Origin of the sequence: Streptomyces subrutilus (assembly GCF_001746425.1) — a bacterium.
Lineage (GTDB): Bacteria > Actinomycetota > Actinomycetes > Streptomycetales > Streptomycetaceae > Streptomyces > Streptomyces subrutilus_A.
In genome coordinates, this window is sequence record NZ_MEHK01000001.1 from 1,280,284 (window position 1) to 1,294,345 (window position 14,062).

Consider the following 14,062-nt stretch of genomic DNA (forward strand, 5'->3'; position numbering starts at 1 on the left):
TGCGGATCAGGCCGGGGCCGGGGTGCCGGTGAGCAGGTCGCGGGCGGCCGAGGCGAACGCGGACCGGTTGGGGTGGCCGGTCTTCTGCAGGAGGCTCGCCACGTGCTTCTCGACGGTGCGCGGCGAGATGTGCAGCCGGCCGGCGATGTCCTTGTTGCCGATCCGTTCGGCGAGCAGCCGGGCCACCTCGAACTCGCGGGCGGTGATGCCGCACCGGCGCAGGACCGCCGGCACCTGCTCGGTGCCGGTGCGGCGCTGGCGGACCGGTGCGCCCATCCCGCGGAGCAGGGCCCGGCAGGCGCCCGCCACCGCCTGGACGCCGGCGCCGTGGAAGTACTCCTCCGCCTCGCGCAGCCAGTCGGCCGGGGCACCCCAGCCGTCGGTGTGGGCCGTGCGGGCGACCAGCCGCAGACACAGGTGGCGGGCCACGGGGTAGGGCTCGGCCGCCTCCAGGGCCGCGCGCGCCGCGGCCGCCGCCTCGGCGGTGCGGCCCTCGCGGCCCAGCAGCACGGCGTGCGCAAGCCCGACGAAGGGGCGGTTCCAGCGGGTGCCGCTGACGCTCGCCTCCGCCACCTCGGCGTGGTGGCGCCGCCCCATGCGCCCGGCCAGCACGCCGAGCAGCAGGATGACGCCGTGCCTGCCGAAGTCGCCGGTCGAGGGATTCTCCGCGTCGTAGGCGAGGGCCCGCGCGAACTCCTGCTCGGCCGCCTCGTGCCGCTCCTCCAGCAGTGAGCAGAACGCCCGCGCCGTCCCGTACGCCATGGACCGCAGGCCCGGCGCGTCGTCGAGGTGCGGGGCCAAAGCCTCCAGCGCCTCCCGCATCTCGGCGCGCCGCCCCTGGTGGGCGCAGCGCACCGCGTCGGCCAGCCGCAGCAGGGCCAGGGTCCGGCCCAGTCCCAGCCCGGCAGCTTCGGCCGCCTCCGCGCGGATCCGGTCGCGGGCGGCCCCGAACTCGCAGCGCCGGACGTCCTCCAGGGCGAGGACGAAGCCGGTCTCGCGCGCCAGGGGCAGGGCGCCCGTCCGCAGGGCCTGCTGCCGGGCCCGCTCGACCCGCGCGGGCCGGCCGTCGCGCTCCGTCGCGATCCGGGCCAGGTGCGCTTCGGCGGACACCCTGAGTGCGGGGAGCCGGTGCTCGTGGGCGAGGGCGCGGGCGCGGTCGAGGTGGGCCAGCGCGGCCGGCTCGTCCCGCTCGCGGGCCAGCTCCCCGAGCACCAGCAGGGCGTCGCCTTCCACGGCCGGCAGGCCGGCGTGCCGGGCCGCGTCCGCCGCCCGGCGGGCGGAGGCCGCGGCGGTGGACAGCCGGTCGGGCGCGAAGCGGCACAGTTCCACGTGGGCGGCGGCGAGGTCGACGAGGGCGGCGCGGGCCGGGTCCGGGTGGTCCCCGAGCAGGCAGCGGGCGGTGTCCAGGTGCCCGAGGGCTTCCGCGGGGCGGCCCCTCAGGGTGGCGATCCGGGCCAGTCGTGCGTGGATTCCGGCCCGGAGCCCGGCGGGTACGGCGGGGGCGCCGCCCAGCGCCTCCGGGCCGGTGACCGGCGCGGGCACCAGGTCGAAGCGGCCCGAGGAGATGAGGGCGTCGAGCAGTTGCTCCAGTACGGCGGCGTGCGCTCCGGGCACGGCGCCGGGGTCGGAGTCTGCGTCTGCGTCTGCGTCTGCGTCTGCGTCTGCGTCTGCGTCTGCGTCTGCGTCTGCGAGACGGTGTGCCCGGACCAGCAGCTCCACCGCCCGGTCCGCCGTGCCCCCGGCCATCGCCTGCTCCGCCGCCTCGCAGTACAGCCGGACGGCCGCCCGCGTCTCGCCGGCGTGCGCGGCCAGCTCGGCGGCCTGCGCGCGCCAGGTCCCCGGCAGCCCGGGGTGCAGGTCGGCCAGGGCGCGCGCCGCCCGCCGCGCGTACCCGGCGCGTTCACCCGGTCCGAGCCCGTCGAGCAGGGCCTGTGCGGCCAGCGGGTACCGGAAGGCGTACCACTGCGGGTTCGACGCGTCGGGCACGATCAGGCAGGCGGCCACCCCGGCGTGCAGGGTCACGGACACCTCCGCGGGGTCGCGGTCCGTCGCGTACGGGAGCACCGCCGCCGGGAAGCGCGGGCCGAACAGGGCCGCCGTGCCGAGGAGTTCCACACCGAACGGGCCGAGCTTCGCGGCCCGCCGCCCGATGTCGTCCACGACGGCGGCGGGGACCGGCGGCGTCCGGCCGTCGCCGGGCGGGTGGCCGGTGAGGTCGTGGACGAGCTGCTTGACCACGAACGGGATCCCGGCGCCGTCGGCCGCCGCCCGCCGTACGAGTTCGGCGTCGGCCTCCGGGTCGCCGGCGCCCAGCTCGGCCGCGACGAGCAGGCGCACCTCGCCACGGCTGAGGGGGCGCGGCTCGAGCACCGTCGCGGTCCCGAGCCGGCGGGCCCGCGCGGCGAGTTCGGCCGCCCCGCACGGTTCGCGCCCCGCGACGAGCAGGAGCACGGCGGGCTGCTGCCCGATGTGGTCCAGCAGGTACTCGACGACGGCCAGCGTCCCCGCGTCGGCCTCGTGCAGGTCGTCGAGGACGAGCAGGCAGCCCCGCTCCCGTCCCAGGAAGGCGGTCAGGCGCAGCACCGTCTCGGCGACCATGAGGGGGGACACGTCCACGGCCCGCGCGGCCCCGCTCCCGCTCAGCAGGCGGCCGAGCACCGGTCCGTAGCGGCCCAGCTCGTCCGGCTCCGGCAGCAGGCCGGCACGGGACAGCAGGAGCAGCACTTCGATCAGCGGCCGGTACGGGACGCGGGGGCCCATCGTGCCGGGGCGGCCGTGCGCCGTGACCATCCGTGCCTCGGCCGCGGCGGCGAGGGCTTCGGCGGCGAGCCGGGTCTTGCCGATGCCGGGTTCGCCGGTGACGAGGACCGCGCCTCCCCGGCCTTGCCGGGCGGCGGCCAGGGCGGCCGTGACCTGCGCCATCTCGGTTTGCCTGCCGATGAGTTCCCCTAGCGCGAGGTGCCCGGTGTCGATGCCCGCGGTGGTGCGGTCGTACAGCTGTGTCATCTGCCTCTCCTGGTCGCGGGGAAGCGGAAGTGCGGTCGCCTGGCGGAGCGAACGGCGCCGAGGTCGTCGCCGGACCCGACGATACAAAGCGGGAACCGCCTCCCGTAGCCGTCCGTTTGGGGGGCTTGCGCCGGGCGGTCAGCCCCCGTCGAGGCTGTCCTCGCGCACCCGCCGGGCCAGGTCCAGCTTGGTGTAGGCGGGGCGGCCCGCCTGCCGGTACTTGGCCTTGACCCGGTCCAGGTAGTCCTTGGCCGTGTGGACGGTGATGCCCGCACGCCGGGCGGCGGACTTGAGAGTCATCCCGGACGCGTAGTCGAGCAGGACCTGCCGCTCGCGGGGGGAGAGCCGGGGCCGGTCGGGGCCGGTGTCGTGCGCGCAGGCGAAGGCGAGTTCCGCGGAGTGGGCCCCGCGGCCCGCCGCGACGTCCTCGATGGCGGCGACCAGCGTCGGCAGGTCGTTGTCCTTGGTCAGGTAGCCGTCGGCGCCGGCCCGCAGCGCCTCGATGATCCGGGAGCGGTCCGGGACGGTACTGATCATCAGGACCCGGCTGCCGGCCCGCAGCAGGCGGCGGATGTTGTCGGCGGGGGCGGAGCCGTCCCGCAGTACGAGGTCCAGCAGGACGACATCGGGCGGGACGTACCCCGAGGGGGGCGGGGGGTTGGGGAGTTCCGGCGCGGCCGGTGCGCCGAGCAGCTCCCCCACCGTGGCCGCGGTCGCCACCAGCCGCAGCTCGGGGACCGCGCCCAGCCAGGCCCGCATGCCGTCGAGGAGCATCCGGTCGTCGTCGACCACCCCGACCGTGGTCACCGGGGCCATCTCAGCTCCACCCGTACCCCCTCGCCGGGAGCGGTGTCCACGGTCGCCAGGCCCCCCACCTCGGCCATCCGCTCGCGGACCGAGCCGCGCAGCCCGAGGCCGGGCACGTACCGCTCGGGGTCGAATCCCGGGCCCCGGTCGACCACGGTGACGACGGCCCCGCCGCGACCGTCGCCGTCCCCGGTCGCGGTGAGGTAGGCGTGCCCGGTGCCCGCGTGCCGCCGTACGTTGTTCAGGGCCTCGCGGGCGGCGTCGGCGAAGGCGGCGGCGACCTCGGGCGGGACCTGCGGGAGGTCGTGGTACTGGGCGGTGACCCGTAGTTGCAGGCTCTCCACGGATCCCACCGCCTCCTCCAGGGCCTGGCCGATCTCCCGGTGGTGGACCTCGTCGGCGGTCTGCTGGATCAGCCGGCGCAGGTACGCGGCCTCGCGGGCGCACCGCTCGCGCACCAGGGGCGCGTTGGCGTCGATCCCGCCGGCGGCGAGGGTGGTGAGCGTGGCCAGGACGGTGTCGTGCAGGGCCCGGTGGTGCTCCAGGCGTTCGGCGTAGCGCGCCTTGTGCGCCTCGGCGGCCAGCGCACGGGCGTTGGCGTCGTCGAGGAGGCGTCCCTGGCGGCGCAGGTACCACCACATGACCCAGGCCATCACGGCCGAGGACAGCAGGGAGTTGACGTGGCCGCCGAGGACCGCGGGGCTCGCGCCCACCAGCTGGTACCCGATGAGGTGGGTCACCAGGAGGAGCGCGACCGCCGCGAGGACCTGGAACCGTTCGAGGGCGATGGCCGCGGCGGCGCTCGAAGACCCGCCGAGCAGCATCCCCCAGCCGAGCAGGGCGGGTTCACCCACCCCGCCCCACGTACAGAGGAGGAGCGGCAGTACGCATCCGGTGACCAGGACGTCCGCCCAGACGTGCCGCCGGTCGAACCAGCCGCGCCGCAGGGCCGCGCCGTAGCTCAGGGCGGTGAGTGCCAGGGCGGCGGCGATCCCCGCGTACTGCAGGGGGAGGTCCTGCCGGCGCTGGGCCACCGCGAGGACGCCGACCGTCAGATGGCTCGCCCGGTAGAGCAGGGTGGTCAGGATCATGAAGGACTGGGCGCGCTGCAGCCCCGACCCGACCCCGGTCGTCCTGCGCAGTGCCCGTAATCGCCGTATCGACCGAGACGCCACCGACCACTCCACCCCGCCCGTGATCACCGCTGATGTCACGTATTTTGCCCCAGCAGGAGCGTACCGACGGCAGCATCCGGCCAGCCGGAGGGGTGCTGCTCGGCGCCAGGTGGCGCCAAGTGGCACCATGTGGCACCACCCGATCGCGGCAGGACCGCCGGGGCATACATGACACCACCCTCCCCCGGGTCGGCGCCACCGCGTTTACACAGGTCAGAGCAGCCTACGCGCATGCCGACACAGGTCGTCACCCCACAGGCTTGCGCATGGCGCCATTATGGTGCCATGATGACGCCATGGACCTCACGCCGTATATCGACACCCTCCGCCGCGAACTCGCGGTGGCCGCCGAAGCCGGCGGCGACGAAGCCCGCGAGCTCGCCGAGAGGCTCACCGCTCCCCTGGAGTCGGCGACCCGGCTGACCATGCTGGGCGTGCTCTCCGCCGCGATGGACGAGATCACCCGCGAACTCGCCCCCGGCTCGGTCGACGTACGGCTGCGCGGGCTCGACCCCGAGTTCGTGGTGACGCCGCCGCCCACCGGAGGCGGCGCCCCCGCGGAGCCGGCCGCGCCCGTCGAACCGCTCTCGGCCGCGCAGGCTCCCGCCGAGGGCGACGAGGGCGGCACCGCCCGCGTCAACCTGCGCCTGCCCGCCCACCTCAAGGCGCGCGCCGAGGAGGCCGCGGGCCGCGAGGGCCTGTCGGTGAACGCGTGGCTGGTGCGCGCCGTATCGGCCGCGGTCGAGGGCGGCACGCGGCCGCGTGCGACGGAGAAGACCCAGATCGGCCAGAGCTTCACGGGCTGGGTGCGCTAGCCGCGCTCCTCCGTCCGCACCACGTCACCACGTCACCCACACCGCGTCCCACCAGCGGGGACGCCCTGAAGAGCCAAGAGGACGGGACAGCCATGCCTTCTTTCGACACTCCCGAACCGATCTCGGTCACCGCGCACGTGGAGGCCGGCTCCATCCAGTTCACCGCGGGCGACCGCCTCGACACCGTCGTCGAGGTGCGGCCCCGCGACCCGAAGAAGGACCTGGACGTACGGGCGGCCGACCAGACCGAGATCACGTACGCGGGCGGCGTACTGAACGTCAGGACCCCCAAGACGCGTTACCTCGTCGGCCGCACCGGCACCGTCGACGTGACGGTCGAGCTGCCCACGGATTCGCGCATCGACATGACCGGCGCATGGGCCCAGGTGCTCGGCGAGGGCCGGCTCGGCGAGGTCCGCGTGAAGACCTCGTCCGGCGACGTCCGCTTCGACACCACCGGCCCGCTGCACCTGACCGCGTCGCACGGCTCGATCACCGTGGACCGGGTCGAGGGCGGCGCCGAGATCACCACCAGCACCGGCAGCCTGAGCGTGGGCCTCGTCGACGGAACCGCCGTGCTCAAGAACTCGCACGGCACCACGACCGTCGGCGCCGCGACCGGCGAGCTGCGGGTGCGCAACGCCAACGGCGACATCCAGATCCGGCGCGCGGAGGACTCGGTCACCGCCACCACCGCCCACGGCACCCTGCGCGTGGGGGAAGTGGCCCGCGGCACCGTCCAGTTGGAGACCAGCTACGGAGCCATCGACGTCGGCGTCCGCGAGGGCACGGCCGCCTGGCTCGACGTCAGCTCGAACTCCGGCCAGGTGCGCAACACGCTCACCCCCTCCGAGAGCCCGGAGCAGACCGAGGACACCGTCAAGATCCGCGCCCGCACCCGGTACGGCAACATCGACATCCGCCGCGCCAAGCCCTGACCCCGGAAAGCACCGGCCCGGCCCACCCCTCTCCCCCACCACTCCAGCCTGAGAACGGAGGGCTCCATGCCTTCTTCTGTCATGCCCACCTCAAGGCGAGGTGACGGTCACCCGTCGCCGGCCGCCGTCTCCGCCGTCGGTCTGCGCAAGGCCTACGGCGACAAGACCGTCCTCGACGGCATCGATCTGCACATCCCGTCCGGGACCGTGTTCGCGCTGCTCGGGCCGAACGGCGCCGGCAAGACCACCGCCGTGAAGATCCTGTCCACGCTGATCTCCGCCGACGGCGGGCAGGCCCGGGTCGCGGGCCACGACCTCGCCGCGTCACCGGACGGGGTGCGTGCCGCGATCGGCGTCACCGGCCAGTTCTCCGCCGTCGACGGACTGATCACCGGCGAGGAGAACATGCTCCTGATGGCGGACCTGCACCACCTGCCCAAGCGCGAGGGCCGGCGGGTCGCCGCCGACCTGCTGGAGCGGTTCGACCTCGTCGACGCCGCCAAGAAGCCCGCCCAGAGCTACTCCGGAGGCATGAAGCGCCGCCTCGACATCGCCATGACCCTCGTCGGGAACCCGCGGATCATCTTCCTCGACGAGCCGACCACCGGCCTCGACCCGCGCAGCCGCCACAACATGTGGCAGATCATCCGCGAGCTCGTCACCGGCGGCGTGACCGTCTTCCTCACCACGCAGTACCTGGAGGAGGCCGACCAGCTCGCCGACCGCATCGCGGTGCTGAACGACGGCAGGATCGCCGCCGAGGGCACCGCCGACGAACTGAAGCGCCTCGTGCCCGGCGGGCACGTGCGCCTGCGCTTCTCCGACCCGTCCGCGTACCGGTCCGCCACGTCCGCGCTGGGCGCCGTCACCCGGGACGACGAGGCGCTGGCGCTGCAGATCCCCAGCGACGGCAGCCAGCGCGAGCTGCGCTCCGTCCTGGACCGGCTGGATTCGGCCGGCATCGAGGCGGACGAGCTGACCGTGCACACGCCCGACCTCGACGACGTGTTCTTCGCCCTGACCGGCTCCGCGGCGGCGCTCCGGTCCGACCAGCCCAAGGAAGATGCCCGATGAGCTCCCTCTCCCTCGCCGTGCGCGACTCGTCCACGATGCTGCGGCGGAACCTGCTGCACGCCCGGCGCTACCCGTCCCTCACCCTGAACCTGCTGCTCACGCCGGTCATGCTGCTGCTGCTCTTCGTCTACATCTTCGGCGACGTGATGAGCGCCGGCATCGGGGACGGCGGGGCGGACCGGTCCGAGTACATCGCGTACCTCGTCCCCGGCATCCTGATGCTGACCATCGGCGGCACCACGATCGGCAGCGCGGTGTCCGTGTCCAACGACATGACCGAGGGCATCATCGCCCGCTTCCGCACGATGGCGATCCACCGCGGTTCGGTGCTCATCGGACACGTCATCGGCAGCGTGCTGCAGTGCGTGATGAGCGTGCTCCTGGTCGGCGCCGTCGCAGTGGCCATCGGGTTCCGGTCCACGGACGCCACCGCCGTGGAGTGGCTCCTGGCGGTGGGCCTGCTGGCACTCGTGTCCCTGGCCCTCACCTGGATCGCCGTCGGCATGGGCCTGTCCAGCCCGAACGCCGAGGCGGCCAGCAACAACGCCCTGCCGCTGATGGTCCTTCCGCTCATCTCCAGCGCCTTCGTGCCGGTCGACGCGATGCCGGGCTGGTTCCAGCCGATCGCCGAGTACCAGCCGTTCACCCCGGCCATCGAGACCCTGCGCGGGCTGCTCCTCGGCACCGAGATCGGCCACAACGGGTGGCTGGCCGTGGCCTGGTGCCTGGGCCTGGCGCTGCTCGGCTACCTCTGGTCCACGGCGCTGTTCGACCGCGACCCGAAGTAGCGGCGCCGGCGGATGCCCGCGCCTCGCCCAGACGACCGCACCCCGCCCCGGAAGTCCGGGACGGGGTGCGGTGCGGTGCGGTGCGTGTCGCGGCGGGGGTCAGGCCACCGGGACCGGGAAGGTCGGGTACTCCACCCCGGAGACGTGCTGGACGACCCGGATGACCTGGCAGGAGTAGCCGAACTCGTTGTCGTACCAGAGGTAGAGGATGGCGTTGTCGCCGTCGACCTTGGTGGCGCCGGCGTCGACGATCGAGGCGTGGCGCGAACCGACGAAGTCCATGGAGACGGCGTCGGGCGCGGTGGTGAAGTCGATCTGGCGCTTGAGCGGCGAGTGCAGCGAGACGTCGCGGAGGTAGTCGAGGACCTCCTCGCGGGTGGTCTCGCGGCCCAGGCGCAGGCTCAGAATGGCGATCGAGACGTCCGGGACGGGGACGCGGATCGAGCTGCCGGTGATCGGCGCCTTGAGGTCGGGCAGCGCCTTGGCGACGGCGGAGGCGGCGCCGGTCTCGGTGATGACCATGTTGAGCGGCGCGGAACGGCCCCGGCGGTCGGCCTTGTGGTAGTTGTCCAGGAGGTTCTGGTCGTTCGTGAACGAGTGGACGGTCTCCACGTGGCCGCGCAGCACGCCGTACTCGTCGTCCATGGCCTTCAGCGGCGGGACGATCGCGTTCGTGGTGCAGGAGGCGCAGGACAGGATCTGCTCGTCCGGCTTGATCGTGTCGTGGTTGACGCCGTGCACGATGTTCGGGACGTCGCCCTTGCCCGGGGCGGTCAGGACGACCTTGTCGATGCCGGGACGCAGGTGCTTGGAGAGGCCCTCGCGGTCGCGCCACTTGCCCGTGTTGTCGATGAGGATGGCGTCCTGGATGCCGTACGCCGTGTAGTCGACCTCGGACGGGTCGTTGGCGTAGATCACGCGGATCTCGTTGCCGTTGGCGATGATCGTGCTGTTCGCCTCGTCCACGGTGATCGTGCCCTGGAACTGGCCGTGGATGGAGTCGCGGCGCAGCAGCGAGGCGCGCTTCACGATGTCCTGGTCGCCGCCCTGGCGGACGACGATGGCGCGCAGCCGCAGGCCGTTGCCGGAGCCGGCCTTCTCGATCAGCAGGCGGGCGACGAGGCGGCCGATACGGCCGAAGCCGTAGAGGACCACGTCGCGGCCCTCGCTGCGCTCGATCTTGTTCGCACCCGTGGCTCCGACGACCGCCTCGGCGGTGAATTCGGCGACCGACAGTCCGCGGTCGTCCGTCTTGTACGTCGCGGCCAGCATGCCGAGGTCGATCTGCGAGGGACCGAGGTCGAGGGCCGCGAGGGCCTGGAGGAACGGCATCGTCTCGGTGACGGACAGCTCCTCGCCGGCGATCTGCCGGGCGAAGCGGTGCGTCTTGAGGATGCTCACCACCGATTTGTTCACCAGGGAGCGGCTGTGGAGCAGGACGGTGACGTCGCGCTCCCGGTGCAGCTTCCCGATGATCGGGATCATCGACTCCGCGATCTCCTCGCGGTTCTTCCAGTTGGTGAACGAGTCGTCATTGACAGTCACAGGTTTATCTTTCGAGCTAGGCGGCGCTCATATGCTAACCCGTTCCCCGTTTGGCCCATCAAGCGGGGGAGGTCGAACGCCTCGGCCAGCAGTTCGTACGAACGCCGCCGGTCGGCCGGATCGGGTGTCAGGGTGTTGACGATCAGCTCGTCCACCCCGTGCGCGGCAGCCAGGGCCGTCAGCGCGGCGTGCACCTGCTCGGGCGCCCCGGAGACCAGGGACGCCCGGTGCACCTTGGCCCGCTCCAGCTCCGCGCCCGTCCAGCGGTGGCGGCGGGTGGTCTCGTACGAGGGCATCGGACGGTCGTGGCCGAGGTCCTTGCGGGCCCGCCACAGCAGCAGGCTCTGAGCCAGCTCCTCGGCGCGGCCGGCGCTGTCCGCGGTCACCACGCGCACGGCGAGGGCCCCGCCCGCGCGACGGCCGGTGGAGGCCGTGAACGCGGCGCGGTAGTCCTGGAACGCCGCCGTGCCGCCGGCCGGGGAGAAGAAGTGCCCGAACGCGAACTCGGTGCCCAGGTGTCCGGCCAGGCGGGCCGACTCGCGTCCCGCGCCCAGCAGCCACATCTGCGGCGGGACCGGCGCGTGCGGGACGACGCCGCCCTCGGCCAGGAGCGCGCGCAGGTCCGCCAGCCGCTGGGGGAAGTCGTGCGCGGGGCCGCCGGCCCGGCCGATCCCGAGGTCGACCCGTCCGGGATGGAGGGAGGCCAGTACGCCGAAGACCTCGGCGACCTTCGCCGGGTGGTAGCGGGGCAGCAGCACCCCGCCCGTGCCGACCCGCATCCGCGAGGTGTGGGCGAGCACGGCCCCCGCGAGGATCTCCGGCGCACTGCCCCCGAAGCCCGGGGAGCCGTGGTGTTCGGCGAGCCAGTAGCGGGTGTACCCGAGGTCTTCCGCGGCGCGGGCGAGGTCCACGGAAGCACGCACCGCCTGGTCGGGCGTGTGGTCCTCGCCGACCGGGGTCTGGTCCAGCACGGACAGTCGGGGGTTGGTCATGGTCCGCTGCCTTTCAGTGCTGGTGGGCCGGGATGCCGGAGGCGCCGGCCATGGTCGCGGGAACGATCCTGAAGTCCCGTTCGAAGACCAGGTTGTGCAGGTCGGCGGCGGCGATGGCGCGCAGCGTGGGCAGCTCGGCGGCGGCCTGTGCGTCGTCGAAGACGTTCAGCGGCCACTCGGAGACGGTCGCCCCGCGCAGATGGGGGTGGTGGAAGGAGGCGCCGTAGTGCGCGTACAGCGTGACCGGCGGGATGTCGGCGGACGACTGCTCGTCCCACCACAGGGTCCAGGCGTGGAAGAGGCTCCCGTCCTCGGCGCGCTCGACACCGGTGGCGTCCACCACGCCCTGTCCGAGGAGGAGTTCGTCGTTCAGTTCGCCCAGGGCCTGGCGGGCGTACGGGTCCAGGAGGCGGGTGGCGGTACGGAAGTGCTCCTCCTTGCCGGGGCGGGTGACGGCGTCGCCGTGGACGCCGTCGCGCAGATCGGCGAAGTGCCGCAGCAGGGCGTCGAGGTTGGGGACCTGGGACGTGGGGTGGACGTGGGTGGTCATGCCGACTCCGTGGGTTCGTCTGGGCGTTCGGTGGTGAGCAGGTGCAGGGCCAGTCCGAGCCAGCCGCGCAGGGTCACGGGGCTGTGCGGGCCGGGCCCGGCCGGGGTCCGGGCGGGTTGCAGGAAGGCGCCGTGGCCGGTCTGGCGGAACTCGCGCAGGGCGACTTCCACCCCGGCCGCACGCAGGAGGCGCGCGTAGCGGTGCACGTCGTCGCCGACGGGATCGAGGTCACCGGTGGCGAGGACGGCCGGGGCGAGTCCGCGCAGGTCGGCCGCCTCGAAGGGGGTGCTGTAGAGGCGGGTGCCGTCGGCCGCGCGGGGCCGGCCGGGGGCCTGGTAGGCCCGCCAGGCCGAGATCAGGTAGGACGCGGTGGGGAACATGTCGGGGAAGCGGTGGTACGAGGCCGCGGTGCACCCGGGGTCCAGCGGCGGGTAGGCGAGCACCTGGGCCGCCAGCGGAAGGCCGCGGTCGCGGCTGGCGAGTGCGGCACAAGCGGCCAGGGTGGCTCCCGCACTGTCCCCGCCGGCGGCGACGGGGACGGTGCCGCCGGCCCGCTCCCGGGCCCAGTCGAGCGCGGCCAGGACGTCCTCGACCATGGCCGGGTGGCGGGCCTCGGGGGCCAGCCGGTAGTCGACGCTGACGACGCCGAAGCCGGAGAAGCGGGCGAGTTCGGCGGTGGCGCCGTGCCAGTCCTGGGCCGATCCGGCGCGCCAGCTGCCGCCGTGGGCCCACACCAGCCAGCCCTGCGGTGCGGCCGCCCCCGGCCGGTACACCCTGGCGGGGACCGGGCCGGACGGGGAGGGGACGCGGACCTGCTCCCAGCGGACCGCGGCACGGTTCGTTCCGGCGGCCGAGTGGGTGGGTGTTGCCATCGGGGTTCCTTCCCTCCGTGCCTGGGGCCAACGTTCGCCGCCACGGCAGTGGTGTCACAAGGCGGAGTTGCCTTAGTTGCCGGGCTGCTGCCTGTTGCGGAGGAAGAGGGCGGTGGTGAGGGTTCCGATCACGACGATCGCGGTGTTGACGATGACCGCGGTCGTGATCCCCGCGTGGATGTCGGTGTTCGCCGCGACGACCGCCGACATGATCGGCGTGCCCATCGTGATACCGATCTGCTGCGTCATCGTCGCCAGACCCGTCGCCATGCCCTGCTCGTGGTCCGGCAGCCCCGTCGTCGCCGTCACCATGAACCCGACGATCACCAGCATGTTCCCGACCCCACCCGCGAACGTCGCGACCAGCAGCAGCCACATGCTCGACGAGGTCTCACCCAACGCGATCAGACTCAGCGTCGCGACCGCCTGCAGCACACCGCCCACCACCAGCGTCGAACGCGTACTGGTCGCCGCGATCACCCGCGGCGCGATCGAACCGCCGATCACCGTACCGACACCCAGCACACCGAACGACAGACCCGCCGCCAGCGGCGAGAAGTCCAGCACCTCCTGCAGTACAACGTCATCAGGAACACCAGACTGGTCTCCGTCAGGAACGCGATCACACCCGCCACGTTCCCCCACGCCACCGTCTTCTTCTTCAACACACTGACGGGTACCAGCGGACTCGCCGTCCTCGACTCGATCGCATAGAAAGCAACCAGCAGCACCACACCCGCCGCCAGCCAACCCAGCGCCGAACCCGAACCCCAACCGTGCTCACCCGCCTGCGTCAGACCGTAGATCAGCGCGAGCAGACCCAGAGTGACGGCCGTCGCACCCGGCACGTCCAGCTTCGGACGGGTAGCGGGACGCGACTCCTTGATCACCACGGGAGCGATCAGCAGCACCGCGAGCGCCACCGGCACGTTGATGAAGAACGCCCACCGCCACGACAGCAGGTCCGTCAGAACACCGCCCAGGATCGCGCCCGTCGTGAACCCCGCCGACATCAGAGCGCCGTTGAGACCCAGCGCCTTCTGCCGCAGCGGACCCTCCGGGAAGGAGGTGGTGAGGAGGGACAGGCCGGCCGGAGTCACCGCGGCCGTCGCCAAACCCTGGAAGACACGCGCCACCAAGAGCATCTCCGGGGTGGTCGCCAGACCGCCCGCCAACGACGACAGACCCAGCACCGCAAGACCCACCAGGAACAGCCGACGCCGCCCGAACAGATCCGCCACCCGACCGAACAACAGGGTGAAACCCGCCGCGCACAACGCGAACGACGTCGCGATCCACTGCAGATTCGACAACGAGAAGCCAAGCCCGTCACCGATCACCGGCAACGCCACGTTCAGAATCGAGAAATCAACCGCCAGCATGAACTGCGCCACCAGCAACACCACAAGCACCAGCTTCAGACGCCCGTCCAGACGGACCGGCCCCTCCCCCACCCCCGTACCCGCATCGGCACGCGCTCCCTCGACAACCGACATCTCG

General features: G+C 73.1%; 11 protein-coding genes and 1 pseudogene. 4 read left to right on the top strand and 8 right to left on the bottom strand.

What is annotated here, in order from left to right; all coding sequences use genetic code 11:
• Positions 1-6: 6 nt before the first annotated feature.
• From BGK67_RS06725 to BGK67_RS06735, 3 genes are all read right to left on the bottom strand, one after another.
• The gene (locus BGK67_RS06725; RefSeq protein WP_079154055.1) at positions 7-3,006 is read right to left on the bottom strand and encodes a helix-turn-helix transcriptional regulator; all 3,000 of its coding nucleotides are present in this window, start codon (positions 3,004-3,006) and stop codon (positions 7-9) included.
• Positions 3,007-3,144: 138 nt separating this feature from the next.
• The gene (locus BGK67_RS06730; protein ID WP_069919046.1) at positions 3,145-3,822 is read right to left on the bottom strand and encodes a response regulator; all 678 of its coding nucleotides are present in this window, start codon (positions 3,820-3,822) and stop codon (positions 3,145-3,147) included.
• Positions 3,810-4,904 carry a sensor histidine kinase gene (locus BGK67_RS06735; protein WP_069919047.1) on the bottom strand — a complete coding sequence of 365 codons (1,095 nt, stop codon included), beginning with the start codon at positions 4,902-4,904 and terminating at the stop codon, positions 3,810-3,812. Before BGK67_RS06735 ends, BGK67_RS06730 begins: the two co-directional genes overlap by 13 nt.
• A gap of 380 nt (positions 4,905-5,284) precedes the next feature.
• Here BGK67_RS06735 and BGK67_RS06740 point away from each other — a divergent pair, with 380 nt between their 5' ends.
• The 4 genes from BGK67_RS06740 to BGK67_RS06755 all read left to right on the top strand — a co-directional run bounded on the left by BGK67_RS06740 (position 5,285) and on the right by BGK67_RS06755 (position 8,603).
• Positions 5,285-5,803 carry a histidine kinase gene (locus BGK67_RS06740; RefSeq protein WP_069919048.1) on the top strand — a complete coding sequence of 173 codons (519 nt, stop codon included), beginning with the start codon at positions 5,285-5,287 and terminating at the stop codon, positions 5,801-5,803.
• Positions 5,804-5,895: 92 nt separating this feature from the next.
• A complete protein-coding gene (locus BGK67_RS06745) occupies positions 5,896-6,741 on the top strand; it encodes a DUF4097 family beta strand repeat-containing protein (protein WP_069919049.1) in 846 nt (281 codons plus the stop codon).
• 66 nt (positions 6,742-6,807) lie between these two features.
• Positions 6,808-7,815: an ATP-binding cassette domain-containing protein gene (locus BGK67_RS06750; RefSeq protein WP_079154056.1), complete on the top strand. Its 1,008-nt coding sequence runs from the start codon at positions 6,808-6,810 to the stop codon at positions 7,813-7,815.
• Positions 7,812-8,603, top strand: coding sequence for an ABC transporter permease (locus BGK67_RS06755; RefSeq protein ID WP_069919051.1), 792 nt, complete (start codon positions 7,812-7,814; stop codon positions 8,601-8,603). The genes BGK67_RS06750 and BGK67_RS06755 overlap by 4 nt, the downstream gene beginning before the upstream one ends.
• A gap of 99 nt (positions 8,604-8,702) precedes the next feature.
• Here BGK67_RS06755 and BGK67_RS06760 read toward each other — a convergent pair whose 3' ends face one another.
• From BGK67_RS06760 to BGK67_RS06780, 5 genes and pseudogenes are all read right to left on the bottom strand, one after another.
• Positions 8,703-10,148 (bottom strand): glyceraldehyde-3-phosphate dehydrogenase, encoded by a 1,446-nt coding sequence (locus tag BGK67_RS06760; protein WP_069919052.1) that lies wholly within the window; start codon positions 10,146-10,148, stop codon positions 8,703-8,705.
• On the bottom strand, positions 10,145-11,140 hold the full coding sequence (locus BGK67_RS06765; RefSeq protein ID WP_069919053.1) for an LLM class flavin-dependent oxidoreductase: 996 nt from the start codon (positions 11,138-11,140) through the stop codon (positions 10,145-10,147). Before BGK67_RS06765 ends, BGK67_RS06760 begins: the two co-directional genes overlap by 4 nt.
• A 13-nt stretch (positions 11,141-11,153) precedes the next feature.
• Positions 11,154-11,690, bottom strand: a complete 537-nt coding sequence (locus BGK67_RS06770) for a hypothetical protein (protein WP_069919054.1) — start codon at positions 11,688-11,690, stop codon at positions 11,154-11,156.
• Complete coding sequence (locus tag BGK67_RS06775) at positions 11,687-12,562, bottom strand: alpha/beta hydrolase fold domain-containing protein (RefSeq protein WP_069919055.1); 876 nt, start codon at positions 12,560-12,562, stop codon at positions 11,687-11,689. The genes BGK67_RS06770 and BGK67_RS06775 overlap by 4 nt, the downstream gene beginning before the upstream one ends.
• Positions 12,563-12,634: 72 nt before the next feature.
• A pseudogene (locus BGK67_RS06780) lies at positions 12,635-14,058 on the bottom strand (MFS transporter).
• Positions 14,059-14,062 lie beyond the last annotated feature (4 nt).

Coding starts and splice junctions, on each gene's coding strand:
- BGK67_RS06775 (WP_069919055.1), bottom strand. CDS start 12,562: ATGGCAACACCCACCCACTCGGCCGCCGGAACGAACCGTGCCGCGGTC.
- BGK67_RS06730 (WP_069919046.1), bottom strand. CDS start 3,822: ATGGCCCCGGTGACCACGGTCGGGGTGGTCGACGACGACCGGATGCTC.
- BGK67_RS06725 (WP_079154055.1), bottom strand. CDS start 3,006: ATGACACAGCTGTACGACCGCACCACCGCGGGCATCGACACCGGGCAC.
- BGK67_RS06740 (WP_069919048.1), top strand. CDS start 5,285: ATGGACCTCACGCCGTATATCGACACCCTCCGCCGCGAACTCGCGGTG.
- BGK67_RS06745 (WP_069919049.1), top strand. CDS start 5,896: ATGCCTTCTTTCGACACTCCCGAACCGATCTCGGTCACCGCGCACGTG.
- BGK67_RS06750 (WP_079154056.1), top strand. CDS start 6,808: ATGCCTTCTTCTGTCATGCCCACCTCAAGGCGAGGTGACGGTCACCCG.
- BGK67_RS06735 (WP_069919047.1), bottom strand. CDS start 4,904: ATGATCCTGACCACCCTGCTCTACCGGGCGAGCCATCTGACGGTCGGC.
- BGK67_RS06765 (WP_069919053.1), bottom strand. CDS start 11,140: ATGACCAACCCCCGACTGTCCGTGCTGGACCAGACCCCGGTCGGCGAG.
- BGK67_RS06755 (WP_069919051.1), top strand. CDS start 7,812: ATGAGCTCCCTCTCCCTCGCCGTGCGCGACTCGTCCACGATGCTGCGG.
- BGK67_RS06770 (WP_069919054.1), bottom strand. CDS start 11,690: ATGACCACCCACGTCCACCCCACGTCCCAGGTCCCCAACCTCGACGCC.